At 62.5% G+C, this 24,333-nt stretch carries 24 protein-coding genes; 10 read left to right on the plus strand and 14 right to left on the minus strand.

The genetic code is table 11. The annotated features are described in order from the left end of the window. Window positions 1-65 precede the first annotated feature (65 nt). Complete coding sequence (locus tag AC1RGE_RS31475; protein ID WP_011060276.1) at window positions 66-1,364, minus strand: MFS transporter; 1,299 nt, start codon at window positions 1,362-1,364, stop codon at window positions 66-68. A 328-nt stretch (window positions 1,365-1,692) separates the two neighbouring features. On the opposite strand from AC1RGE_RS31475, the gene AC1RGE_RS31480 reads away from it, so the two are divergent. Both AC1RGE_RS31480 and sthA read left to right on the plus strand, forming a co-directional pair. Continuing rightward, a complete protein-coding gene (locus AC1RGE_RS31480; protein WP_011060277.1) occupies window positions 1,693-2,667 on the plus strand; it encodes an FAD:protein FMN transferase in 975 nt (324 codons plus the stop codon). Window positions 2,668-2,868: 201 nt separating this feature from the next. Beyond that, a complete protein-coding gene (sthA, locus tag AC1RGE_RS31485) occupies window positions 2,869-4,263 on the plus strand; it encodes a Si-specific NAD(P)(+) transhydrogenase (RefSeq protein WP_011060278.1) in 1,395 nt (464 codons plus the stop codon). Window positions 4,264-4,305: 42 nt separating this feature from the next. Here sthA and AC1RGE_RS31490 read toward each other — a convergent pair whose 3' ends face one another. Next, window positions 4,306-5,028, minus strand: coding sequence for a glycerophosphodiester phosphodiesterase (locus AC1RGE_RS31490; protein WP_015634820.1), 723 nt, complete (start codon window positions 5,026-5,028; stop codon window positions 4,306-4,308). A 50-nt stretch (window positions 5,029-5,078) separates the two neighbouring features. Further along, window positions 5,079-5,666, minus strand: coding sequence for a PilZ domain-containing protein (locus AC1RGE_RS31495; RefSeq protein WP_011060280.1), 588 nt, complete (start codon window positions 5,664-5,666; stop codon window positions 5,079-5,081). A gap of 94 nt (window positions 5,667-5,760) precedes the next feature. Between AC1RGE_RS31495 and AC1RGE_RS31500 the strand changes: the two genes are divergently transcribed. The 3 genes from AC1RGE_RS31500 to AC1RGE_RS31510 all read left to right on the plus strand — a co-directional run bounded on the left by AC1RGE_RS31500 (window position 5,761) and on the right by AC1RGE_RS31510 (window position 9,018). Beyond that, a complete protein-coding gene (locus AC1RGE_RS31500; protein WP_047336178.1) occupies window positions 5,761-7,011 on the plus strand; it encodes a lipoprotein-releasing ABC transporter permease subunit in 1,251 nt (416 codons plus the stop codon). A 7-nt stretch (window positions 7,012-7,018) separates the two neighbouring features. Then, window positions 7,019-7,702, plus strand: a complete 684-nt coding sequence (gene lolD, locus AC1RGE_RS31505) for a lipoprotein-releasing ABC transporter ATP-binding protein LolD (protein WP_015634822.1) — start codon at window positions 7,019-7,021, stop codon at window positions 7,700-7,702. Between the two features lie 71 nt (window positions 7,703-7,773). Further along, window positions 7,774-9,018, plus strand: coding sequence for a lipoprotein-releasing ABC transporter permease subunit (locus tag AC1RGE_RS31510; protein ID WP_492585685.1), 1,245 nt, complete (start codon window positions 7,774-7,776; stop codon window positions 9,016-9,018). A gap of 69 nt (window positions 9,019-9,087) precedes the next feature. Here the strand turns inward: AC1RGE_RS31510 and AC1RGE_RS31515 are convergent, their stop codons facing one another. Further along, window positions 9,088-10,449, minus strand: coding sequence for a heavy metal sensor histidine kinase (locus AC1RGE_RS31515; RefSeq protein ID WP_174395721.1), 1,362 nt, complete (start codon window positions 10,447-10,449; stop codon window positions 9,088-9,090). Then, window positions 10,449-11,129 (minus strand): heavy metal response regulator transcription factor, encoded by a 681-nt coding sequence (locus AC1RGE_RS31520; RefSeq protein ID WP_015634824.1) that lies wholly within the window; start codon window positions 11,127-11,129, stop codon window positions 10,449-10,451. Before AC1RGE_RS31520 ends, AC1RGE_RS31515 begins: the two co-directional genes overlap by 1 nt. Window positions 11,130-11,286: 157 nt before the next feature. On the opposite strand from AC1RGE_RS31520, the gene copI reads away from it, so the two are divergent. Together copI and queF are read left to right on the plus strand one after the other, a co-directional pair. Continuing rightward, window positions 11,287-11,838, plus strand: a complete 552-nt coding sequence (gene copI, locus AC1RGE_RS31525; RefSeq protein WP_019093682.1) for a copper-resistant cuproprotein CopI — start codon at window positions 11,287-11,289, stop codon at window positions 11,836-11,838. Between the two features lie 68 nt (window positions 11,839-11,906). Beyond that, a complete protein-coding gene (gene queF, locus AC1RGE_RS31530) occupies window positions 11,907-12,737 on the plus strand; it encodes an NADPH-dependent 7-cyano-7-deazaguanine reductase QueF (RefSeq protein WP_011060287.1) in 831 nt (276 codons plus the stop codon). A 61-nt stretch (window positions 12,738-12,798) separates the two neighbouring features. Here queF and AC1RGE_RS31535 read toward each other — a convergent pair whose 3' ends face one another. Both AC1RGE_RS31535 and pcrP read right to left on the minus strand, forming a co-directional pair. Beyond that, the gene (locus AC1RGE_RS31535; RefSeq protein WP_011060288.1) at window positions 12,799-13,062 is read right to left on the minus strand and encodes a DUF4404 family protein; all 264 of its coding nucleotides are present in this window, start codon (window positions 13,060-13,062) and stop codon (window positions 12,799-12,801) included. 122 nt (window positions 13,063-13,184) lie between these two features. Continuing rightward, window positions 13,185-13,805, minus strand: coding sequence for an HAD superfamily inactivated hydrolase PcrP (gene pcrP / locus AC1RGE_RS31540; protein ID WP_019093683.1), 621 nt, complete (start codon window positions 13,803-13,805; stop codon window positions 13,185-13,187). Window positions 13,806-14,009: 204 nt separating this feature from the next. Between pcrP and AC1RGE_RS31545 the strand changes: the two genes are divergently transcribed. Next, on the plus strand, window positions 14,010-14,696 hold the full coding sequence (locus AC1RGE_RS31545; protein ID WP_011060290.1) for an MlaA family lipoprotein: 687 nt from the start codon (window positions 14,010-14,012) through the stop codon (window positions 14,694-14,696). 65 nt (window positions 14,697-14,761) lie between these two features. Here the strand turns inward: AC1RGE_RS31545 and AC1RGE_RS31550 are convergent, their stop codons facing one another. After that, a complete protein-coding gene (locus AC1RGE_RS31550; RefSeq protein WP_011060291.1) occupies window positions 14,762-15,061 on the minus strand; it encodes a PilZ domain-containing protein in 300 nt (99 codons plus the stop codon). Window positions 15,062-15,337: 276 nt separating this feature from the next. On the opposite strand from AC1RGE_RS31550, the gene rssB reads away from it, so the two are divergent. Both rssB and rssC read left to right on the plus strand, forming a co-directional pair. Continuing rightward, window positions 15,338-16,522 carry a two-component system response regulator RssB gene (gene rssB / locus AC1RGE_RS31555; RefSeq protein ID WP_492585699.1) on the plus strand — a complete coding sequence of 395 codons (1,185 nt, stop codon included), beginning with the start codon at window positions 15,338-15,340 and terminating at the stop codon, window positions 16,520-16,522. After that, window positions 16,519-17,001, plus strand: coding sequence for an anti-sigma factor antagonist RssC (gene rssC / locus AC1RGE_RS31560; protein WP_003218919.1), 483 nt, complete (start codon window positions 16,519-16,521; stop codon window positions 16,999-17,001). Before rssB ends, rssC begins: the two co-directional genes overlap by 4 nt. A 73-nt stretch (window positions 17,002-17,074) precedes the next feature. Here the strand turns inward: rssC and tal are convergent, their stop codons facing one another. The 6 genes from tal to AC1RGE_RS31590 all read right to left on the minus strand — a co-directional run bounded on the left by tal (window position 17,075) and on the right by AC1RGE_RS31590 (window position 24,327). Next, a complete protein-coding gene (tal, locus tag AC1RGE_RS31565; protein ID WP_011060293.1) occupies window positions 17,075-18,001 on the minus strand; it encodes a transaldolase in 927 nt (308 codons plus the stop codon). A gap of 177 nt (window positions 18,002-18,178) precedes the next feature. Beyond that, entirely contained in the window at window positions 18,179-19,180 is a 1,002-nt protein-coding gene (gene dusA / locus AC1RGE_RS31570) for a tRNA dihydrouridine(20/20a) synthase DusA (protein WP_047285009.1), read from the minus strand. A gap of 118 nt (window positions 19,181-19,298) precedes the next feature. Continuing rightward, on the minus strand, window positions 19,299-20,198 hold the full coding sequence (locus AC1RGE_RS31575) for a glycosyltransferase family 2 protein (protein WP_492585687.1): 900 nt from the start codon (window positions 20,196-20,198) through the stop codon (window positions 19,299-19,301). Further along, entirely contained in the window at window positions 20,182-21,285 is a 1,104-nt protein-coding gene (locus tag AC1RGE_RS31580; RefSeq protein WP_194237328.1) for a glycosyltransferase family protein, read from the minus strand. Before AC1RGE_RS31580 ends, AC1RGE_RS31575 begins: the two co-directional genes overlap by 17 nt. Beyond that, window positions 21,282-23,354: a glycosyltransferase gene (locus AC1RGE_RS31585; protein WP_492585689.1), complete on the minus strand. Its 2,073-nt coding sequence runs from the start codon at window positions 23,352-23,354 to the stop codon at window positions 21,282-21,284. The genes AC1RGE_RS31580 and AC1RGE_RS31585 overlap by 4 nt, the downstream gene beginning before the upstream one ends. Window positions 23,355-23,379: 25 nt before the next feature. Beyond that, on the minus strand, window positions 23,380-24,327 hold the full coding sequence (locus AC1RGE_RS31590; protein ID WP_492585691.1) for a class I SAM-dependent methyltransferase: 948 nt from the start codon (window positions 24,325-24,327) through the stop codon (window positions 23,380-23,382). Between the last annotated feature and the right edge of the window lie 6 nt (window positions 24,328-24,333).

Raw genomic sequence — 24,333 nt, forward strand, 5'->3', positions numbered from 1 at the left:
GCTTGCGCCGGCAAGCCAGGTCGGCGCAACCCCGTAGGAGCTGGCTTGCCAGCGAAGCGTTTGTCTCAGGCGCCGCGCGCTGTTGCCGCTTGCGCGGTACGCAGTTCGTGGCGATTGCCGCGGAACAGGACCAGGGTTGCGATCAGCCCCAGCACCGCCGCGCCACTGAGCCAGATGCCCGGAGCCGCCTGATTGCCCAGGACGTGGATCAGGTAGGTGCAGGCTGCCGGGGTAAAGCCGCCGAAGGTCGCGGTGGCCAGGCTGTAGGCCAGGGAGAAACCCGTGGTGCGCACTTCCACCGGCATGATTTCAGTCAGGGCCACCACCATCGCGCCGTTATACGAGCCATAGAGGAAAGACAGCCACAGCTCGACGATCAGCAGGTGGCTGAAGCTGGGGTTGGCCACCAGCCAGGACAGTGCCGGATAAGCCGTGAAGATGGCCAGGATGGTCGCCCCCAGCAGCAGCGGCTTGCGGCCGATCTTGTCCGACAGTGACCCCATGACCGGCAGCCAGAAGAAGTTCGACAGACCGATGCACACGGTTACCAGCAGGGCGTCGAAGTCCGACAGGTGCAGTTCGGCCTTGCCGAAGGTCGGGGTGTAGGCGGTGATCAGGTAGAAGGACACGGTGGTCATCACCACCAGAGCCATGCCGGCGATGACGATGCCGAAGTTCTGGCCGATGGAACGGACGATTTCCTGCAGCGAAGGGCGATGCTTGCGGGCCTGGAATTCCGGGGTTTCTTCCAGGGAGCGACGGATCATGAAGATCGCCGGAACAATCATGCAGCCCACCAGGAACGGCACGCGCCAGCCCCAGTCACCCATTTGCTCGGGGCTCAGCCAGTGGTTCAGGCCTACGCCCAGCAGGCCTGCGAAGACCACTGCGGCCTGTTGGCTGGCCGACTGCCAGCTGACGAAGAAGCCCTTGCGGCCCGGCGTGGAGATTTCGGCCAGGTACACCGACACCCCGCCCAGCTCGACGCCGGCGGAAAAGCCCTGCAGCAGGCGACCCAGCAGCACCAGCAAGGGCGCGGCGACGCCAAGGGTGGCGTAGCCCGGCACGCAGGCAATCAGCACGGTGCCCGCGGCCATCAGTGCCAGGGTAATGATCAGGCCTTGGCGACGGCCGTGACGGTCAATGTAGGCACCGAGGAAAATCGCTCCCAGGGGGCGCATCAGGAAGCCCGCGCCAAAGGTCGCCAGGGACAGCATCAACGAGGCGAAGGCGCTGTCCGCAGGAAAGAAGGTCTTGGCAATCGCCGTGGCGTAGAAGCCGTAGACCATGAAGTCGAACATCTCGAGAAAGTTGCCGCTGACAACGCGAAAGATCGCCTTGCCTTTGCCCGTGGTCGTGGACATTTTTTTCACTCACTTTGGCTGTCTTGTTAGCAATCCCTGGTCGTTATGCGTCCCTTACTGCAAAGTCGGGGCTCGAGGCTGCACGCTGAACAGTTTTGTAACGATATGTGTATGAAAGCCATCCGGCAACAAAAACTCTTGGGGTGGTAGGGTGGCTCTAGATCAAGGTTCTGCCCGTAGCCAAGGCGGTGGGACGCCGGGCAGGCGGCCTCCGTCTGTCGCATAATGGCCATTTGCACTGTCAGCTGGCCCAGCAGGGCGGTTGATCGGGAGGAACACCTTGTCGGGTAAGCAACGATCGCGATGGAGCGCTTTGTACGCCGCGCTGGTGCTGTTGGCCGGTTGTGGCGGCGAGCGCCTGGAAAGCCTCTCCGGGCCGACCATGGGCAGCACCTGGTCGGTGCAGTATGTGCGCCACGCCCAGGGGCCGGCGCCGTCGCTGGTACAGGCTGAGGTCGAGGGGATTCTGGCCGAGGTCGACGGGCAGATGTCCACCTATCGCAGCGATTCGGACATCGAGCGTTTCAACGCCTTGCCCGCTGATAGCTGCCAGCCGATGCCGGAGCCGGTGTTGCAGTTGGTGCGAGTGGGTGAGCAGTTGTCCCGGGACAGCGACGGCGCCTTCGACCTGACGGTGGAACCGCTGCTGGATCTCTGGGGTTTTGGCCCTCAGGGGCGAGAGGAAAAGGTTCCCGGCGCGTCAGCCCTGGCTGAGGTGCGGCAGCGGGTAGGGCACGCTCACCTGCGTATCGAAGGGCAGGAGCTGTGCAAGGATGCGCCGGTGGAGGTGGATTTCAACAGCATCGCCGCAGGCTATGCGGTGGACCGCATCGCTGCCCGGCTCACGCAACTGGGGATTGACAGCTTCCTTGCCGAAGCCACCGGTGAGCTCAAGGCCGTGGGTCGCAAGCCCGACGGCTCACCATGGCGGATAGCCTTGGAGGAGCCGCGTGATGACCAGCAGGTAGCCCAGCGGGTGATCGCCCTGGATGGTTTTGGCGTTTCCACTTCCGGCGACTACCGTAATTACTTCGAGCAGGACGGCCAGCGTTACTCCCATACCTTCGATGCCCGGCTCGGCCAACCCATCGCCCACCCGTTGGCCTCGGTAACGGTGATTCATCCTTCGGCGTTGATGGCCGATGGCCTGTCGACGCTGTTGCTGATACTCGGCCCGGAGGCGGGCTGGGACTACGCGGAAAAACACGGCATCGCCGGATTTTTTGTGATGCGCAGCGCTACAGGTTTCGTCACACGCAGCAACCCGGCTTTCGATGCGCTGCTGGCCGGGCAAAAACAATAACCTGGTGCGCTGTTGCGCAGCCTGTAGTGCAGGCAAAAGTAGCCTACGACGCGACCAAGGGTTAATGTGCGCGGCGTTGACGCTTCTATAGACTGTGCCCGGGTTCGTAACCGAGCCAAATTGATCCTTCATGCCGCTGGCCGCGGCATGATTTAGCCGGAGACGCCAGAAGGGTGTCTCGGCCTGTTCTGAGGAGTACGCATGGCTGTCTACAACTACGACGTAGTGGTGCTGGGCTCAGGCCCCGCTGGAGAAGGTGCGGCGATGAACGCCGCGAAAGCAGGACGCAAAGTGGCGATGGTCGATAGCCGTCGCCAGGTCGGCGGCAACTGCACCCACCTGGGTACCATCCCGTCCAAGGCCCTGCGTCACTCGGTCCGGCAGATCATGCAGTTCAACACCAACCCGATGTTCCGGGCCATTGGCGAGCCGCGCTGGTTCTCCTTCCCGGACGTGCTCAAGAGCGCCGAGAAGGTCATCTCCAAGCAAGTGGCCTCGCGTACTGGCTACTACGCCCGCAACCGGGTCGATGTGTTCTTCGGCACTGGCAGCTTCGCCGACGAGCAGACCGTGGAAGTGGTCTGCGCCAACGGCGTGGTGGAAAAGCTGGTAGCCAAGCACATCATCATCGCCACCGGTTCGCGCCCCTATCGCCCCGCGGATATCGATTTCAGCCACCCGCGTATCTACGATAGCGACACCATCCTCAGCCTCGGCCATACCCCGCGCAAACTCATCGTCTACGGCGCCGGGGTCATCGGTTGCGAGTACGCCTCGATCTTCAGTGGCCTGGGGGTTCTGGTGGAACTGGTGGACAACCGCGGCCAGTTGCTGAGCTTCCTGGATTCGGAAATCTCCCAGGCCCTGAGCTACCACTTCAGCAACAACAACATCACCGTGCGCCACAACGAGGAATACGACCGCGTTGAAGGTGTGGACAACGGCGTGATCCTGCACCTCAAGTCCGGCAAGAAGATCAAGGCCGACGCCTTGCTCTGGTGCAACGGCCGTACCGGCAATACCGACAAGCTGGGCATGGAGAACATCGGGGTCAAGGTCAACAGCCGCGGCCAGATCGAAGTCGACGAGAACTACCGCACCTGCGTGCCGAACATCTACGGGGCTGGTGACGTGATCGGCTGGCCGAGCCTGGCCAGTGCCGCCCACGACCAGGGTCGTTCCGCGGCCGGCAGCATTGTCGACAACGGCAGCTGGCGCTTCGTCAACGACGTGCCGACCGGGATCTACACCATTCCCGAGATCAGCTCCATCGGCAAGAACGAGCAGGAACTGACCCAGGCCAAGGTGCCTTACGAGGTGGGCAAGGCGTTCTTCAAGGGCATGGCCCGTGCGCAGATCGCCGGCGAGCCTCAAGGCATGCTGAAGATCCTGTTCCACCGGGAAACCCTGGAAGTCCTCGGCGTCCATTGCTTCGGCTACCAGGCTTCGGAGATCGTGCACATCGGCCAGGCGATCATGAGCCAGCCGGGCGAGCTCAACACCCTGAAGTACTTCGTCAACACCACCTTCAACTACCCGACCATGGCCGAAGCCTATCGGGTAGCGGCATACGATGGCCTCAACCGGCTTTTTTGAGCGGCTCCGGCCGGTGGCCTGAGCCGGCCGGGGAGACCGATTTCAGCGATTCTCGAGGGTGGCGCTGGCCAAACCGGGAAAGTCTGTAATCAGGCTATCTACGCCGAAGTCGGCGAGCCTGCGCATCAGCGCAGGCTCGTTGACCGTCCATACCGACACATGCAAGCCCTGGCGCTGCGCCCGTTGCAGACGCTCTGGGGTGCACAGCGTCCAGTTCAACGCCAGAATCTCGCAGCCATAGCTCTGGGCGACCTTCAATGGGTCGAGCCAGGCGTATTCGGCGACCAGTCCGCGGGACAGGTCCGGGGTCAGCTCCACGGCGGCCTTCAATACTTCCCGAGAACTTGAGGTCACGGTGACCTTGTCCAGCAGGCCGAAACGCTGGGCCATTTCGCGAATCGCCAGCACCGTGGTGGCGGCGCGGGTGCGCGAGGCGCTCTTGACCTCCAACTGCCAGTGCTCGAAGTCGCATTTCTCGAACAGCTCTTCCAGGCGCGGAATGGGGCAGGGGTTGACCCAGCCCGGGCCGCCCTTGCGCGCGTCGTAGGTCACCAGCTCGGCGGCGGAATGCTCCACCACTTTGCCGCGCCGGTCTGTGGTGCGCTTGAGGGTCGGGTCGTGGATCACCATCAACTCGCCGTCCATGGACAGGTGCAAGTCGAGCTCGCAACGGCGCACGCCGTGCTTGAGACACTCCTGAAAGCTGGTCAGGGTATTTTCCGGTGCTTCGCCTTTAGCGCCGCGATGGCCATAGATCAGGGTCACAATTGCTCCTTCACGGATGTTGTTCCTTAAGAGAGGGTCGGGCGTACTGCTCAGCCGGCGGCGGGGTCGCTCTGCTCCCGGGCCTGGCGGCGTTGCTGGGCCTGTTTCTGCAGGATATAGCGCGCCAGCAGCTGGCGTTGGGCATCGGTCAATGCTTCGAACTCGGTGCCGATCTCGAAGGTGCCAAAGCTCTGGGGCTCGCAGTGGGTGACCTTGGCCCGCAGCAGCAGGCCCAGGGCCTGCGGCATCAGCAACAGCTTCACCGCCAGATGGCTGCCGGTTGGGTAGCACTGGTGATGGCTGAATTCGATGCCGCCCTCGGACAGAATGACCCGCTGCGGCTCGCCGAACTTGCCGAACACCGTTTGCGCCACCACCTGGCTGAGCAGGTCGATGCGTTTGTTCATGGCCTTGAGGTAGCTGGCCAGGGTGCGATCGCGCTCGCTGACCTGGCGCAGCAGATGCTGGGATTCGAATTCGCTCAGGTGCAGTTCACTGAGCAGATTGAACAGTGGGGACTCATCCTGCAACACTTCCTTGCTCGCCGCGTCGAGGGCGGACAAGGGGCTAATTTCCAGTGCGATCGTGTCCTCGATACGGTAGTATTCGCGGCGATCTTCTTCATCTAATGTCGACATGGCGAACCCATGGTAGAGGCAGTGGTCTGAGTGTAAAGCTGCTTACCAGGCCCCGCCACAAGGACGTCTTCTTTTCCTCTGCACAAGCCCCGACATGTTCAGACCTCTGTTTGCTTTTATCGGCACGCGTTACACCCGTGCAAAGCGTCGCAATCATTTTGTGTCATTCATTTCCCTGACTTCGATGATCGGACTCGCCCTTGGCGTGATCGTGATGATCGTGGTGCTGTCGGTGATGAACGGCTTCGATCATGAGATGCGCACCCGCGTGCTGGGCATGGTGCCCCACGCCACCATCGAATCCGGCGAACCCATCAGCGACTGGCAAAGCCTGGCCGACAAGGTCAGGCAGAACCCCAAAGTGCTGGCGGTGGCACCGTTCACCCAGATGCAGGGCCTGTTGACCAACAACGGCCAGGTGCAGAAGGTGCTGCTCAATGCCATCGACCCTGAGCAGGAGCGGCAGGTGTCGATCATCGACCACTTCATGCAGCAGGGGCAGTTGGACGCGCTGGCGCCCGGTAGCTTCGGCATTGTCATTGGTGACAAGGCGGCAACCAAGCTGGGTGTCGGCCTGGGAGACAAGCTGACCTTCGTCGCCCCGGAAGTCACGGTGACCCCGGCCGGGATGTTCCCACGGATGAAGCGTTTTACCGTGGTGGGCATCTTCCATGTCGGCGCCGGCGAGATCGACGGCTACCTGGGCCTGACCAACCTCCAGGACCTGGGTCGCCTGCACCGCTGGAAGGCGGATCAGGTACAAGGCCTGCGGCTGAAGTTCGACGACCTGTTCCAGGCCCCGCGCACCGCCTGGGAAATCGCCCAGCAGCTGGGTGAGAACCACTATTACGCCCGCGACTGGACCCGTACCCACGGCAACCTGTACCAGGCCATCCGCATGGAAAAAGCCATGATCGGCCTGTTGCTGCTGCTGATCGTCGCGGTGGCCGCGTTCAACATCATCTCGACCCTGGTGATGGTGGTGAACGACAAGAAGGGCGATATAGCCATCCTCCGCACCCTGGGGGCGACGCCGGGAACCATCATGGCGATCTTCATGGTCCAGGGCACGGTGATCGGCGTGGTCGGCACCTTGATCGGTGCTGTGCTGGGGATGCTGGCGGCGCTGAACGTGAGTGCCGCGATTTCTGCCCTTGAAGGCCTGATCGGCCACAAATTCCTGAATGCCGACGTGTATTTCATCGACTACCTGCCGTCGCAACTGATGGCCGAGGATGTGTTGATGGTCTGCGGCGCGGCATTGGTCCTGAGTTTCCTCGCCACCCTGTATCCAGCCTGGCGTGCGGCGCGCACCCAGCCTGCGGAGGCGCTACGTTATGAGTGAGTTGGGCATGAGTGAAAAAGCAATCCTGAGCTGCCGCGACCTGGGCAAGTCCTATGAGGAAGGCCCGGAATCGGTGGTGGTCCTGTCTGGCCTGCAACTGGAGCTGCACCCGGGGGAGCGAGTGGCCATCGTCGGCACTTCCGGCTCGGGCAAGAGTACCTTGCTCAACCTGCTGGGCGGCCTGGATACGCCATCCAAGGGCAGCGTCTGGCTGGCGGGCGAGGAGCTTTCGGCGCTGGGCGAGAAGGCCCGCGGCCAGTTGCGCAACCGCGCCCTGGGCTTCGTCTACCAGTTCCACCACCTGCTGCCGGAGTTCACCGCGCTGGAGAACGTCTGCATGCCGCTGCTGATTGGCCGCACGCCGATCCCGGAAGCCCGTCAGCGTGCCACCGCGCTGCTGGAGCGGGTCGGGCTAGGCCATCGGCTGGAGCACAAACCGGCCGAGCTGTCCGGTGGCGAGCGCCAGCGGGTGGCCATTGCCCGGGCGCTGGTGAACAAGCCGGGGCTGGTGATGCTCGATGAGCCCACCGGCAACCTCGACTCGCACACGGCCCAGGGAATTCAGGACCTGATGCTGGAGCTCAGTACCTCGATGCGCACCGCCTTCCTGGTGGTGACCCACGACATGAACCTGGCTCGACAGATGGACCGCGTACTGCACCTGCAAGAAGGTCACCTGGTCGCCATCTGATGCGCCCGCACACGGCGTCGGCGGCTGGGCTGTCGATGCCGGGTCATTAATCTTTCCAGGGTGCCTTGCCCATGTTCAGACCTTTATCGATCTTTATCGGCACGCGCTACACCCGCGCCAAGCGGCGCAATCGTTTTGTCTCGTTCATTTCCATGACCTCGATGATCGGCCTCGCCCTGGGCGTGTTGGCGATGATCGTGGTGCTGTCGGTGATGAACGGCTTCCAGCGGGAAATGAGCTCGCGCATCCTCGGCATGGTGCCCCACGCCACTATCGTTGGAGTCAAGCCCATCGATGACTGGCAGCCGGTGGTCGCGGCGGCCCTGAAGAATCCGGAAGTCACCGCCGCGGTGCCCTTTACCGAGATGGAGGGCATGCTCTCCTACAAGGGGGCGATGCAGCCGATCCAGATCAGCGGCATCGATCCGGCCCAGGAAGGCAAGGTGTCCATCGTTGCCCAGCATATTGTCCAGGGCAGCCTGCAAGACCTGAAACCTGGCGAGTTCGGCGTGGTGATCGGCGAGATCACGGCCCGGCGCTTTCGCCTGAACGTCGGCGACAAGCTGACCCTGATCGTGCCTGAAGTGAGCACTGCACCGGGGGGGATCACCCCGCGCATGCAACGCCTCAACGTGGTTGGGGTATTCAAGGTGGGGGCCGAGCTGGATGGCTCCATGGGCCTGATTCATGTGGCCGATGCTGCAGAAATGCAGCACTGGCAGCCGAACCAGGTGCAGAGCGTGCGCCTGGCGGTCAAGGACCTGTATGCCGCGCCAAAGGTCTCGGCGGATATCGCCAAGGGCCTGGGGGCGGACTTCCGCGCCGATGACTGGACTCACACCCAGGGCAGCCTGTTCAGCGCGATGAAGATGGAAAAGACCATGATCGGCCTGTTGTTGCTGATGATCGTGGCGGTGGCGGCATTCAACATCATCGCCACCTTGATCATGGTGGTGAATGACAAGGGGGCTGACATCGCGATCCTGCGCACCATCGGCGCCACACCACGGCAGATCATGGCGATCTTCATGGTCCAGGGGACGGTGATCGGTATCGTCGGCACCCTGATCGGTGGGGTGCTGGGGGTAATCGCGGCACTGAACGTGAGTGAGCTGGTGGGCTGGCTGGAAAGAATCAGCGGCCAGCAGATCTTCAGCTCCGATGTGTATTTCGTCAGTAACCTGCCTTCTGAACTGCAGGGCGGCGACGTGGTGCTGATCTGTGGTGCCGGCTTCGTTCTGAGCTTCCTGGCGACCGTGTATCCGGCCTGGCGCGCGTCCAAGGTCGAGCCGGCCCACGCTTTGCGTTACTCCTGAGACCCGCCTTCGCCGGCCGCCGGCTCCTGTCCGATTGGTGCAGGAGCCGGCTGGCCGGCGAACAGTCCCTCAATCCTGCCTTGGCAACTCGATCACGAAACGGGTCCAGCCCGCCGCCGATTCGCATCGGATCTGCCCGCCGTGGGCACGAATGATCGACTGAGTGATCGCCAGCCCCAACCCCGCATGTTCACTGCTGCCTTCGCGCCGTGCCGGGTCGGCCCGGTAGAAACGGTCGAACAGGCGTGGCAGTACATCCTGGGCGATCCCTTCGCCGGTATTCTCGATGCTCAGGCTCAGGTGCTCGGCACTTTCGTTGATGCGCACCTTGACCGCGCCCCCGGCCGGAGTGAAGCGCAGGGCATTGTCCAGCAGGTTGGACAACGCCCGGCGCAGCATGCTGCGGTCCCCGGCAAAGCCGGCCTGGCCTTCACGGGTCAGTTCGATCTGTGCGTCTTCGGCCAGGGGGCCATAGAACTCCAGCAGCATGTCGGTTTCCTGGGCCAGCTCCAGCGCTTCGCGCCTGGGTGTAAGCAAGCCGTGGTCGGCCTTGGCCAGGTACAGCATGTCGTTGACCAGTTGCGCCATCCATTGCAGCTCCTCCAGGTTGCTGTGCAGGGCTTCGCGATAGTCCTCCAGCGGCCGGGGGCGGGTCAGGGTGACCTGGGTGTGGGTCAGCAGGTTCGACAAAGGGGTGCGCAGTTCGTGGGCGATGTCGGCGGAAAATGCCGAGAGGCGCTGAAACGACTCTTCAAGACGGCCCAGCATGGCGTTGAAGCTGCTGGCCAGTTCCGCCAGCTCGGCGGGCATCTGTTCCTGGGGCAGGCGCTGGGTCAGGGAACTGGCGGAGACCCCGGCGGCCACCGCGCCCATGCGCCGCAACGGGCGCAGGCCACTGCGGGCGGCCCAGGCGCCGAGCAGGGCAGTGGCCAGGGCCGAGAGGCCCACGGTGAGCCAGATCAGGTGTTGCATGCGCTGCAGAAAGTGCTGGTGATGGGTGATGTCGAGGATCAGGGTCAATTGCGGCGAGGCCGCCTGGCCGGGATTCAGCGCTGCTGTGTAGAGACGGTAGGCGGTGCCGGCCTGCTCCAGGCTGCGCAGGCCGGCACCGCCAGGCAGAGAGGCGGGCAGGCCGGGGGCGCTGTCGAACCAGAGCTGGCCATTGGCGTCGCCGACTCGTAGCTGCAGGTCCGGCTGGTGGCTCAGTTCGTCCTGCAGCCTGGCCTGGCGCGGGGGGAAGTCACCGGCCTCGTTGACATCCTGCAAGGCGCTGCGCAGGGCCAGCAGCTTGCCGTCCAGCAGTTGCTGATCCAGTTCGATGAAATGGGCTTCGCTGGCGCGGCTGAACAACACCCCCGCCAACAATGAGACCACTGCGGTGCAGGCGGCGAACAGCAGCGCCAGGCGCCCGCTCAGGGACAGGCGGCGCATCAGGCCTGGCGCTCTTCGAGCACGTAGCCCATGCCGCGTACGGTATGGATCAGTTTGTTCGGGAAATCGTCGTCGATCTTCAGGCGCAGGCGGCGGATGGCTACTTCGATGACGTTGGTATCGCTGTCGAAATTCATGTCCCAGACCTGGGAGGCAATCAGCGACTTGGGCAGGACTTCGCCCTGGCGCCGCAGGAGCATTTCCAGCAGGGCGAATTCCTTGGCGGTCAGGTCGATGCGCTGGCTGCCGCGTTCTACCCGGCGGCGGATCAGGTCCAGGCGCAGGTCTGCCAGTTGCAGGCTGGTTTCCTGGGCCACGGCGCTGCCCCGGCGCAGCAGGCTGCGGACCCGGGCCAGCAGTTCGGAGAAGGCAAAAGGCTTGACCAGGTAGTCGTCGGCCCCCAGTTCCAGGCCGTGCACCCGGTCTTGCACGGCATCCCGGGCGGTGAGGAACAGTACCGGCACTTCCAGCCCGGCGCTGCGCACCGCCTGGAGGATCTGCCAGCCGTCGCGACCCGGCAGCATCACGTCGAGAATCAGCAGAGCGTAGTCGCCGGTCAGGGCCAAGTGCTGGCCGGTGCTGCCGTCGGCCACCAGTTCGGCGTTGAAGCCGGCCTCGCTCAGGCCCTGGCGCAGGTAGTGGCCGGTTTTGGGTTGGTCTTCGACGATCAGCAGTTTCATGGTGGGACTCGTGGCGGTTGGAACCCGGGCTTTATACCGTGCAGCAGGCCAGGGCAGTGCAAGCTGACAAAGTTGTAATCTGCATGTCAGCTGGCTGGCAGCGGCAGGGCTCTAGAGTGTGCCACAGGCTGAATCCCGATCTTGTTGGAGTCTGATGATGAGTATGCAAAACCTGTTGTGGCGAAGCCGGTCGATCCTGGGGGGCTGCCTGATGCTGTTGAGCGCACCGCTCTGGGCCTCGCCGGCCGGCTCTTACGATTTTGGCCAGCCGGCGCCTGCGGCCAAGGCCACTCGCAGTGTCGAGGTGGTGATGGGGGACATGTCGTTCAATCCCAAGGCCCTGGAGATCAAGGCCGGCGAGACGGTGCGATTCGTGCTGATCAACAAGGGGCAGTTGCTGCACGAGTTCAATCTGGGCAACGCGGCCATGCATGCCGAGCACCAGCAGGAAATGCTCAAGATGCAGCAGAGCGGCATGCTCACCCCGACCGGCATGAAGGCGATGGATCATGGAGCCATGGGCCACGGCTCAATGGCAGGCATGGACCATGGCATGCAGCATGACGATCCCAACAGCGTGCTGGTGGAGCCGGGCAAGCAGGCCGAACTGACCTGGACCTTCAGCAAGAGCGGCAACCTGGAGTTCGCCTGCAACATTCCAGGGCACTACCAGGCCGGGATGGTGGGCAAGCTGACGGTCACCCCATAGGCATCCGGGGCTCAAAGGCGGGAGCAAAGGCTGATAGAATCCGCTGATTCTTCAGTCAGGTTTCCGCCATGCATCCCGCAGCCGAACATTCGCCGCTGGGCAAGTCCAGTGAATACGTCTCCACTTACACCCCGTCCTTGCTGTTCCCGATTCCCCGGGCGGCAAAATGGGCCGAGCTGGGCTTGAGTGCCGATACCCTTCCTTATAAGGGCGTGGACTACTGGAACTGCTTCGAGTTGTCCTGGCTGCTGCCGTCGGGTAAGCCGGTAGTGGCTATCGGTGAGTTCAGCATTCCCGCCGATTCGCCGAACATCATCGAATCCAAGTCGTTCAAGCTGTACCTCAATTCGCTGAACCAGACGCCGTTCGATGATCGGGCGACCCTTGAGGCCACCTTGCGCACTGATCTGTCGGCTGCTGCCGGCAAGCCGGTAGGCGTGCGGATCCGCAGCCTGCAGGAGGTCGAGGCCGAAGGCGTGGTGGCGCTGCCTGGGGTGTGTATCGATGATCTGGATATCAGTGTCGACAGCTATGAGCACCCGCGCCCCGAACTGCTGCGCTGCGATGCTTCGCGCGTGGTGGAGGAGAGCGTGCACAGTCATCTGCTCAAGTCCAACTGCCCGGTAACCAGCCAGCCGGACTGGGGCAGCGTGGTGGTGCAATACCGGGGCGCGGCTCTGGATCACGCCAGCCTGCTGGCCTATCTGGTGAGCTTCCGCCAGCACTCGGACTTTCACGAACAGTGCGTGGAGCGGATCTTTCTCGACCTGCAACGCTTGCTCAAGCCGGAGAGACTCACCGTGTATGCGCGTTATGTGCGCCGCGGTGGGTTGGATATCAACCCTTACCGCAGTACCGAAACCGCGGATTTCGCCAATCACCGGTTGGTACGCCAGTAAAAGCAAAGCCCCGCTCCGAGAGCGGGGCTTTTGCTTTGTGGGGTTGGCTACCGGGGGTTGCTCAGATGCCGATGTTGCCCAGGGTCTGGACGATATTGCGCAGGGTTCCGGCAATCGCCGGGTGTTCCAGTTCGAAGCGTTCCACGGCCAGATTGACGCCGTCGGCGAGGCTGGCGTCCTGGGTGCCGGTCTCCAGTTTGAGTTGCAGTTCGATCTGCTGCATCAGTTCTTGCAGATTGTTGCGCTCGGCTTCGGAAAGCGGTGGGTTCTGTTCCAATTGCTCGCGCAGGGTGTCGAGTTGTTCTTGCAGTTCGCGGGCAGGCATGGCGTTCTCCCTTTATTGATAGGCACAGGGATGGACCGCGCTGTCGAGTCAAAGGTCCATGCCCACGGCTTAGAGTAATCCACTCCCAGGCGCTGTGCATGATCCTGATCAACAGGCTTATGTCAGGGTTTTTCACCCTTGAGCCGGCGCAGTTCGATGTCCGCCAGGCAGGTGTTCAACTCCCCCAGATGGTCGATGACCGAATGCACCCCCAGGCCGAAGAGCTGCACCGTGGCCTTGCCACGCTTGAATTCCCGTTCTTGCTGGCTCAGGGCCTGCCATTCGCTGGGGGTCATGCCGCACAGGGAGCCGCAAGAGGCCAGGCCGATGGTCCAGAGGCCGGCATTGAGGCCCGACTGCAGCAGTTGGGGTTCGCCGCTGACTAGGACACAGCCGTCGATGCCTTTAACGTTGAGCGCCATCAGCGCCTGCCAGCAGGCATCGGGTGCAGGCCAGGGGGCGGGGGAGTGAGGTGCCGGCGTGATCCAGTCCGGCAGGACGGCAGCCAATTGGCGGCTACTGGCGGGGAGCAGTTGCTCCAGCCAGGCGCAGGGGATGCCTTGCTGATGCAGGCGCCGCAGCGTTTCCAGTGCGCCAGGTGTGGCTTGGGCTTGCTCCGGATCAGGTTTGTCCGTGGCTTGCTGGCGCATCCGCGCGCCGAAATCCACCAGGCAGCCACTGAGGCCGAAGAGTACGGCAGTCAATGGGCGGGCGGGTTGCACTGAGGCGTCGGCGTGGGGCATGTCAGCGTCCTTGAAATACCCTTGGAGGCTAGCGGCAGAACATGACATGCAGGTGACAGTACGGTGAATGGCAGCAAGGTTGGCTGAACCCTGACTGAAGACGGTTTGCGGTGATGCTGCCTAAACCGGCATATCCGCTTTATACTCCTGAACTTATCCTCAGGGCATAGCCCCACGAGAGAACAATCGAAGGAGTTTCCTGCTATGCGCTGGAGCCGTTATCTAGTTCCACTATGTATGAGTGCCGGTGTGACGCTGGCTCCCCTGGTTGCCCAGGCGGCCGAAGATGATCCATGGGAAAGCATCAACCGTCCCATCTTCACCTTCAACGATACGCTGGATACTTATGCCCTGAAGCCTCTGGCACAGGGCTATCAGGCCGTCACTCCGCAGTTTCTGGAAGATGGCATCCACAACATGTTTCGCAACATCGGTGATGTCGGCAACCTCGCCAATGACATCCTCCAGGCCAAACCTGGTGCTGCCGGTGTCGACACTGCGCGACTGTTGATGAACACCACCCTGGGCCTGGCGGGCTTCTTTGATGTCGGTACCAAGATGGGCCTGCAGCGCAATGACGAAGACTTCGGCCAGACCCTCGGTCATTGGGGCGTGGGCAGCGGTCCCTACGTGATGCTGCCGTTGCTGGGGCCAAGCACCCTGCGTGATGCGCCGGCCAAGTATGTCGACAGCTACACCGAACCCTACCGCTACATGAATGACATCCCCGCGCGCAACATCACCATGGGTGTGGATGTCGTCGATACCCGTGCCAGCCTGCTCTCGGCGGACAAGCTGATTCGCGGTGACAAATACACCTTCATTCGCAATGCCTACCTGCAAAATCGCGAATTCAAGATCAAGGACGGCAAGGTCGAAGACGACTTCTAAGCTCGACTGTCCTGCACAAACTGAAAAGGCGGCCTGATGGCCGCCTTTTTCATGGGTTGGAATCTTTACTTCATTTTAAGGATTGTAAGTCCAAGTTTCTGGCCGCCACCTTCTTGTGGGTTGACCCATACCACTTCTGTCTCTGCTTCCAGCCCCCTGAGGGCTGCGTGCTCTGAGTCGATACGTACACTCAACTGATCGCCGACCTGGAACGAACGTGGTGCCTGTACCTGCATGCCGCTGCTGGAAAGATCGATGCAGACCGCTTCGATCACCTGCCCCTGATGGATCAGCGTGACCTCTGCATCCACCCGCATGCGGATGTAATCGCGCTTTTCGCTGTAGTCACGCTGGTTTTGGTTCATGGGTTCCATCCTGCGATTGAGTTGCGGTTTTAGCGGTTTTTATAACTCCCGGTGATTTGCGGTGTAAAGACGTCAGGCGACCATCGGCATGAGCTTGAAACGCCCCGCGGATGGGAGTACCGTCTGCGCCTTAGAAGGGCACCTCTGATGGTCGGGCGTGCAGGGCTCAAGGTCCTGGCCTGGCTTGCAGAGTGGCTAGAAAGCGAATCCAGTAGCGTGCCTCAGGCCCCAGGCCAGAGCACCTACGCCAACCTAATTCTGGCGCCGTTTGCCCACATGCAAAAAACCAGTGCCACGCTGCTGATAATCGATGACGACGAAGTAGTGCGCGCGAGCCTCGCGGCCTATTTGGAAGACAGTGGCTTCAGCGTACTGCAGGCCGCTAACGGCCAGCAGGGTCTTCAGGTATTCGAGCGCGACAACCCCGATCTGGTGATCTGCGATCTGCGCATGCCGCAGATGGGCGGTCTCGAGCTTATCCGTCAAGTGACCGAACTGTCCCCGCAAACCCCGGTGATCGTGGTTTCGGGTGCGGGCGTCATGAACGATGCGGTTGAAGCCCTGCGCCTGGGCGCGGCGGACTACCTGATCAAGCCGCTGGAAGATCTGGCTGTGCTCGAGCACTCGGTGCGCCGCGCCCTGGATCGTGCTCGCCTGTTGCTGGAAAACCAGCGTTACAGAGAGAAGCTTGAAGCCGCCAACCGCGAGCTCGAAGCCAGCCTCAATCTGCTCCAGGAAGACCAGAACGCCGGTCGACAGGTGCAGATGAACATGCTGCCGACCAGCCCCTGGTCGATTGACGAATTCAACTTTGCCCACCAGATCATCCCGTCGTTGTACCTGTCGGGTGATTTTGTCGACTATTTCCGTGTCGACGAGCGCCGGGTGGCCTTCTACCTGGCGGATGTTTCCGGTCATGGTGCGTCGTCGGCCTTTGTCACCGTGCTGTTGAAGTTCATGACCACCCGTTTGCTGTTCGAGTCCAAGCGCAATGGCACCTTGCCGGAGTTCAAGCCTTCGGAAGTGCTAGGCCATATCAACCGTGGCCTGATCAGTTGTAAGCTGGGCAAACACGTCACGATGGTCGGTGGAGTCATCGACGAGGAGACTGGCTTGTTGACCTATAGCATTGGCGGGCACTTGCCGTTGCCGGTGTTGTACACCCCCGACACTGTGCGTTATCTGGAAGGGCGTGGTTTGCCGGTGGGCCTGTTCAACGAGGCCACCTACGAAGACCACATTCTGGAGCTGCCGCCGGTGTTCAGCCTGACGCTGATGTCCGATGGCATCCTGGACCTTTTGCCCGAGCCTACACTCAAAGAGAAAGAAGCAGCCTTGCCCGAACGGGTGAGGGCAGCGGGCGGCAGCCTGGATGGCTTGCGGCAAGTTTTTGGATTGGCCACGCTAGGGGAGATGCCGGATGATATCGCCCTGTTAGTGTTGAGCAGGAACCTTCAATGAGTACCGGTAGAATCCAGTTCGCCGAGCAGGATGGCACCTTCGTCCTGAAGTTCGTCGGTGAAGTGCGCCTGACCCTGTGTTCGGCGTTGGATGCGACTATTGAGCGGATTTTCACCGCGCTGAATTTTTCGGCGATCGTGATCGATCTGACAGAAACCCGCAGCATCGACAGCACCACCCTGGGCCTGCTGGCCAAGCTCTCGATCCTGTCGCGGCAGAAAGTCGGTCTGTTGCCCACCGTCGTCACCACCCACGAAGACATTACCAGGCTGTTGCAGTCCATGGGCTTCGATCAAGTGTTCAACATCGTCGATCGCCCGATTCCCTGCCCGGAATGCCTGACCGACCTGCCGTCCCAGGACCAGTCGGAAGAAGTGGTACGGGTCAAGGTCCTGGAGGCGCACAAGATCCTCATGGGCCTTAATGACTCCAACCGTGAAGCCTTTCACGATCTGGTGAATGCCCTGGAGCGTCACTGATCGACTGAAACGCGAGCGCACAAAAAAGGGCGAACCTGTGAGGGTTCGCCCTTTTTGCGTTGACGCGAAGCGATCAGAGCTTGGCAGCCAGCAGGGCTTCGAGCTTTTCCTGGTCGCGGGCGAACTGGCGGATGCCTTCAGCCAGCTTTTCGGTGGCCATGGCGTCTTCGTTGGAAGCCCAGCGGAACTGTGCTTCGTTCAGGCTCTGGCGAGCTTCACCGGTCTTGCCCGGGCTCAGCTTGCGTTCCAGCTTGCCGGTGTCGGCGGCCAGCTTCTCAATCAGATCCGGGCTGATGGTCAGGCGATCGCAGCCGGCCAGTTGCTCGATCTGGTTGAGGTTGCGGAAGCTTGCCCCCATGACCACGGTCTTGTAGTCATTGGCCTTGTAGTAGTTGTAGATGCGGGTAACCGACTGCACGCCCGGATCGTCAGCGCCCTGATAGTCGTTGCCGGTAGCCTTCTTGTACCAGTCGTAGATCCGCCCTACGAATGGCGAAATCAGAAATACCCCGGCTTCGGCGCAGGCCACGGCCTGGGCGAAGGAAAACAGCAGGGTGAGGTTGGTCTGGATGCCTTCGCGCTCCAGCTTTTCGGCGGCGCGTATGCCTTCCCATGTAGAGGCGATCTTGATCAGCACCCGATCACGGCCGATGCCGGCCTTGTCATACAGCTCGATCAGCCGATGGGCGCGCTTGAGCATGGCTTCGGTATCGAACGACAGGCGGGCATCCACCTCAGTGGAAATACGGCCCGGAATGACCTTGAGAATCTCCTGGCCGACAGCCACGCCGAAACGGTCGCTGGCCAGGCCGACATCGCCTTTGCAGTCGTTGACGCAGGCATTCAGCAGATCGGCATAACCCGGGATGGCCGCAGCCTTGAGCAGCAGCGAAGGGTTGGTGGTGGCATCCACCGGCTTGACCCGGGCGATGGCGTCGAAGTCACCGGTATCGGCCACTACGGTGGTGATTTTCTTCAGTTGTTCCAGCTTGGAAGTCATGAGCGTGCTCTGTCCTATGGGTCTGACGACATTACCCGAGCGCTGTCAGGTGCTCAAGGGCGCGGAATGCTAACTACGGCCCCAAAGTCCGTGACCTGAAAACAGTCGTTTGAATGCTGGGGCACTGTCCAGTAGATACGATGCCAAAAGCCCGGCCAGGTTCAACCCGGCCGACGCTTAACGTCCTTCCAGCAACTGCCCGGCCTGATCCAGCAGGGCCAGCGGATCCTGGGTCTTGTGGATATCCACCGACAACAGCTGGCGGAACTTGCGAGCACCGGGGAAGCCCGTGCCCAGCCCTAGGACATGGCGCGTGATGTGGTGCATGGCGCCACCGGCAGCCAGGTGCTCGGCAATATAGGGGCGCAACCGGGCCAGCGCCTCGGCCCGGGAAATCACCGGCTCAGTGCTGCCAAACAGCTGTTGGTCTACCTCGGCCAGCAGATAGGGGTTGTGATAGGCCTCACGGCCCAGCATCACCCCATCGAAAGTCTGCAGATGTTCATGACAGGCCTCGAGGGTCTTGATCCCACCGTTGAGGATGATTTCCAGCTGTGGGAAATCCGCCTTCAATTGCGCCGCCACGTCGTAGCGCAGCGGGGGAATGTCCCGGTTCTCCTTGGGCGAGAGGCCTTCGAGAATGGCGATTCGTGCGTGCACGGTAAAGCTGCTGCACCCGGCTTCCATGACCTGGCCGACGAAATCGCATAGCTCGGCATAACTATCGCGACCGTTGATACCGATCCGATGCTTGACCGTCACGGGAATCGACACCGCATCGCGCATGGCTTTCACGCAATCGGCCACCAGCGCCGGATGGCCCATCAGGCAGGCACCGATCATGTTGTTCTGCACCCGGTCGCTGGGGCAACCGACGTTGAGGTTGACCTCATCGTAGCCATGCTCCTGGGCCATGCGCGCGCACGCCGCGAGATCCGCCGGCGTGCTGCCCCCCAGTTGCAACGCCAGAGGGTGCTCGGACGGGTGGTAGCGCAAGAAGCGCTCGTGATCACCATTGAGCAGCGCACCCGTGGTGACCATTTCGGTGTAGAGCAAGGTGTGCTTGGACAGTAGGCGCAGGAAGAATCGGCAGTGACGGTCCGTCCAATCCATCATCGGCGCCACACTGAAGCGCCGGGAAGGTTCTGAGCGGGAAGGGCTTGAAGCGGTAAAGGGCATGGGATGTTTGTCGCTTTGCGGGGCAACCGCCTGTGGTCATGGCGGTTGTCGGGGTGACCAATTGGCGCAGTTTATCAGGAAGTGCCACGCCGACGCTGTGCTCTGAGCCATTGCCGGTCTAGCGAGGCTGTCCGAGCATCCGTCCCACCTGCGCCAGCCAGTGGTAGCCCACCACGAAACTGAATCGTAGCCAGACACCCGCGCAGATGCTCCAGGAGAGGACCCGGGGATAGTCCTCACGAAAAAACTTGCCATAGAAGCGGATCATGCCCCGGTGCTTGTGCCATTCGACGAACACCGGGCGGGTGCGGCTGCAGGCGCCCCAGGCGTGAAAGATCCTGGCCTGGGGTACGAAGCAGACTTTCCAGCCTTCCTGGCGAAAGCGCATGCACAGGTCCAGGTCCTCGCAGTGCAGGAAGTAGCCTTCGTCCCAGCCGCCGACGCTGTCCAGGGCTTCGCGTTTGACCAGCATGCAGGCGCCGGAAATGGCTTCTACCTGCGTCGTACGGCTGGGCAGGGGCTCGCGGTGCAGAAGAAAGTCGGAAAACAGTCGCGGCGAGAGCCAGGCCAGGCCCGACAGGTTAAGGGCGCGTACTACTGCTCGCCGTGGGGTGGGGAAGACCCGACGTCCACCGGGCTGTTCGCTGCCGTCGAAGTTGCACAACAGGCCACCTGCCATGCCCAGATCGTGGGTGTGGCGCAGGGCGTCGATCATTCCTTGCAAGGCGCCCGGTTGCAATACGGTGTCGGGGTTGAGGAACAGGATGTGTGGCTGCTCGCAGTGACTGGCGCCTAGGTTGCAGGCCGCGGCGAAGCCGGTGTTGCTTGGGTTGCGCAGGATGAGCAGGCGTTCATCGGCAGCGAACCGGGTGGCAACCTGCTCCAGGCTGCCGTCATGGGAGGCATTGTCCACCAGCACCAGCCGGTTGATGTCCTGGGCCAGCACCGAGATCACGCAGTCCTCCAGCAGAGGGCCGGCGTTGTAGTTGACCACCACCACATCACAGGAACGCGGCATGGGCCCCCTCGAAGCGTTTTGCCCAGGAGTTGGCTTCGCGGAACTTCAGGGTCTCGGCCAGGGGCTCGGTAAACGTCAGCGCCTGGTGGATGACTCGGGAAATGTCGTCGAGGCTGTCGCTTAGAAACACTCCCGGAAGGTGGCGCCTGGTGCCCATTTCGCCGAATGCGGTGCTGACCACTGGCAAGCCCAGGGCCCGGTACTCGTAGTATTTGATCGGGTCGACGTAGCGGGTGATGTCGTTGCACTTGAACGGGATCAGGCCGACATCGAACTCGGCCATGGCTTGCAGCGCGGCCTCGTGGGACAGCGCCGGCAAGCACCGGATATTGTCCGGCAGTGCCCTGGGCGAAGGTCCGTGCTGGGGGCCGATCAGGCGTACCTCGGCCCCGGGAAAGGCCACGGCCAGGGCAAGCACGAATTCCCAGTCGAACCACTTGGCGAGGGTGCCGATGTAGCCGAACACCGGGCGTGTTCCATGTGCTGCGCGCCGGGACAGGGGCAGGGCGGGCAGGCGTTCGCTGGCGCAACCATTGAGCAGCAGCCGGGTATCGACCTGTTGCCGTTGCCAGTAGCGCTGCAAAGTCGTGCAAGAGGCCAGGGCGGTGACCACAGCCCGGGCGGTCTGGTGCTGGCGCCGGTGCATGGCACGGCGCGACCAGCCGCGATAGAACGCCGGTACGTTGTCCATGACGTCATAGAAACTGCCGGCGAAGATCGGTTCCTGCAGCAGTTGCAGGGCCAGCCTCGAGGGTTTGCCGATGCCGAGCTGGGTCGGTGCCTGGGCAAAATGGCGGATCTGTTGCTTGAGCTCCTGCCAAAACAGGCGATTGACCCAGCCCGAGCCGGGCAGGGGCTCTATGGGCAGGGCCCGGGGCCTGGCCAGGGTCAGCCAGTCCGGCACGGGGACGGTCGGGCCCTGGTATGGCGGGCGGGTTAGCAAGTCGGCCAGTACCGGCAAGCGCGTGGGATAGGGTTCGACCCACAGCACGGGGGCCTGGGTGGCCGCATGGAACTGGCGCACCAGTTCATGGGGGCGTTGCGCGAAGCTGTGCCAACTGACCGGTGACAGATAGACCAGCCTCATGATGGCTCCCTGGCGGTGTGGGGAGTCCAGGGTCGGCCCCATTTCGCCTCGTACAGGGCCTTGTTGCGCTCAAACAGTTGTTGGCGCTGGCTGCCGGGCATCTGGCTGAACGAGGCAGAAAGATGGTGATGAATGAACACGTCTTCGGCAAAGGCGCAGGACAGCCCTGCTTGCTCGACCCGGCGGCAATAGTCGTCGTCTTCGAAAAAGCCCAGGCCGAAGGCTTCATCCAGGGGCCCGACGCGCTCATAGGTCGACCTGGGCATCATGACCGCGAAGAAACCGAGGGTGGCGCAGGGCACCACCCGGCCGGCATGGCGCCAGGTGTATTGGCGGGCGCGGCCAGGCATCTCCTCGAGGCTGCGGTAGCTGATCTCGATCTTCGCTTCGTTGCCGATGTTGTTGGTTACCGGCCCGATCAGGCCGAGCCCCGGGTTGCGTTGCAGGTGGCGGCGCAGGGTCTGCGCCCAGCCAGTGGTGACCTCGGTGTCGTTGTTGAGCAAGACCAGGAACTCGCCCCGAGCCCGGGCCAGGCCCTGATTGTTGGCCGCGGAGAAACCCAGGTTGCCGGGGTTGAGGATGAGCGAGTGAGCGCTGTCGCTGGCCCACTGCCGAAGGAACTCGATGCTGCCGTCGGTGGAGGCATTGTCGACGACAATGATTTCCAGATTGCGGCCCAGAGCATCGGCGGCCAGGCTGGCCAGGCAGGCACGGGTGAATGCCAGGTTGTTGTAGGTCACTACTATCACGCTGATCAGGGGCTCGGTTTGCTCGCCTTCAACCAGGGCCTTCAACTGTTCTACCCGGTGCTCCCAAGTCTGTTGTGCGGCGAATTCCTGGCGCTGGCGGGAAGTGCTGTCGCAGGCAGGTTCCTGCAACGCCTGGGCGATGGCTTCGATAAAGGAGGGGGTATCCCTGGCAATGGATACCTGCTGGCCGAACTCCTGCAGCTCGGGCAGATCCACCGCCACCACCGGCTTGCCGGCACTCAGGTATTCGTAGACCTTGACCGGGTTGGTGGCCAGGGTCAGTGCCTCGATGCGAAACGGCAGGATGCAGACATCGAAGGCCTGCAGGTAGGCGGACAGCTGTGCGTAGGGGATTTCACCGGTCAGCCTGACGTTGGCATGGCGCTGCAGGCGCGCACCAACCCGCCCGGTATCTGCGCCTATCAGCAGGATCGTGCAGTGCCTGAAGGCTTCGGCGATGGCGGCCAGCAGATCCACATCGAACCACTGGGCGAGCGCCCCGTAGTAGCCGATCACGGGACGGCCTTGCGGGTCTTGATAACACTGGGCCGGGGGCTTGGAAAAATAGGTGAAGTCGGCGGCATTGCGCAATACGGAGCGTTGCCCGGTGCTTGCAGGCGGGCAGTGCCGACTCCAGTGGCGTTCCAGCCACGCCGAGGCAAACAGCATGATATCGGCCTCGCGCAGCAGCTCATGCTCCAGTTGCAGGAGGTCCGGGGCGTTGTTGCCGAAACCCTGATGGTCGTCCATGCAGTCATAGACCAGGCGGCTGGCCGGCAGCGCCCCGGCCACGGGGGCCCAGAACGGGTGCTGGACCAGGGAGATCACCTGGCTCGAATGGGCCCAGCTCAGTAACTCGCCGATGCTGCGACGCAACTGCTTGACCACGGCCTCTTGCGGGGCAGCGTGGTAGAGGAGCGGGGCTGTGCGTGCAAACAGCCGCACTTCGAACAGCCGCCCTCGGTCATCCAGCGGGCGCAAGGTAAAACCGTCGCGAGCGTCGTCCTCCAGGCTGGCCGAGACATAGAAAACCCGGCGTCCGCTGGTGCTCAAGCCGCGGGCCAGGTGCTGGGGACGCTGCTGGCGGAAATCCCAGTCGATGGCACCCCAGACCACGTAATCCGGCCATTGCGGGTCGGCCGCCGGTAGCACGCTACAAGCGGGTACGAAACTCTTGGCGGCCCGCTGATGCCGACGCAGGGCCCGCCAGCCAGGTCCCAGCACGCCGTGATACAGGCGCCGGATCAAGGCTTTCAGCAGGTAAGGCAGCGGCAGGCGGTGATAGACGCGGCGCCAGCGCTGGAACGGGGCGGTGCTCATTGCCGCGCCCCGGATACAGAGCGAGTCAAGGCACGGACTCCGACTGTTTCGGGGTCGCGGCAACGATCACGAAATCGCTGTTCAGGGTGCCCGACTCGATCAGCCCGTCTTCGATGTCGAACAGCATCCGCAGCACCCGCATCGCCTGGGGATCATCGGCCTTGAAATTGCCGGCGATGCCATGCAGCAGAAATTGCAGCAGGGTGCCGCCGCAGGTGTTGAGGGCCTGGATCTGGAAGTGCTGTTCCACCACCTTGAGGATGTCCTGGGAGCGCACCGCCTCGGACGGATCAACCTTCACCACCTCTTGTGGATCAGGAAGCGGTACGTTGTTCTGCACCTGACCGTAGGAACCCTGGACGAAAGAGCGGCGCATGGCCGGGGGAATCAGGGCGAAGGCATGGCTGATGGCTGCGCACTGGGCCTGGTCAAAGGCAAAGTGATTGGCGCCGACATACTCGTTGAAGAATAGCCAGCCGTCCGCCTTCAAGGCCTGGCGGACATTGGCGCAGACCTTTTCCAATTGGCGAATGTGATGCAGTGAACCGTTGAACCAGACGGCGTCGTAATGAGCGCTGGGCAGTTGCACCCGCTCGACGTCGGTGAGGCTGTAGTGCAGGGCCCGGGTCCCCAGGGCCGACGCTTCTGCCCGGGCGGTGTCCAGCGCCGCCGGGGCGATATCCACGGCGTCGCAGTCCTGGAAGGCCTGGAGTTTGTAGAGCTCGCGTTCCAGGTTACCGGTGCCGCAGCCGATGCTCAGCATACGCGGCACCGGTAACCGGCCCGCCAGAAAGGTGTTCAGGCAATAGGGTACCCAGTGAGCATGACCGCTGCCGGCCGTGGCCTTTTGCTGATGGCGTTGTTGCACCGCAGGCACCGCCAGCCAGTAGACATCCGCAGAAAACGCATCCGAGCCGGCCTGGTTCTGTGACCAGTGCTCGGCGGTCTGCGCCTTACGCTGCTCCTCGCTCATGTCGTC

The organism is Pseudomonas sp. GW823-FHT02C05 (assembly GCF_058797595.1).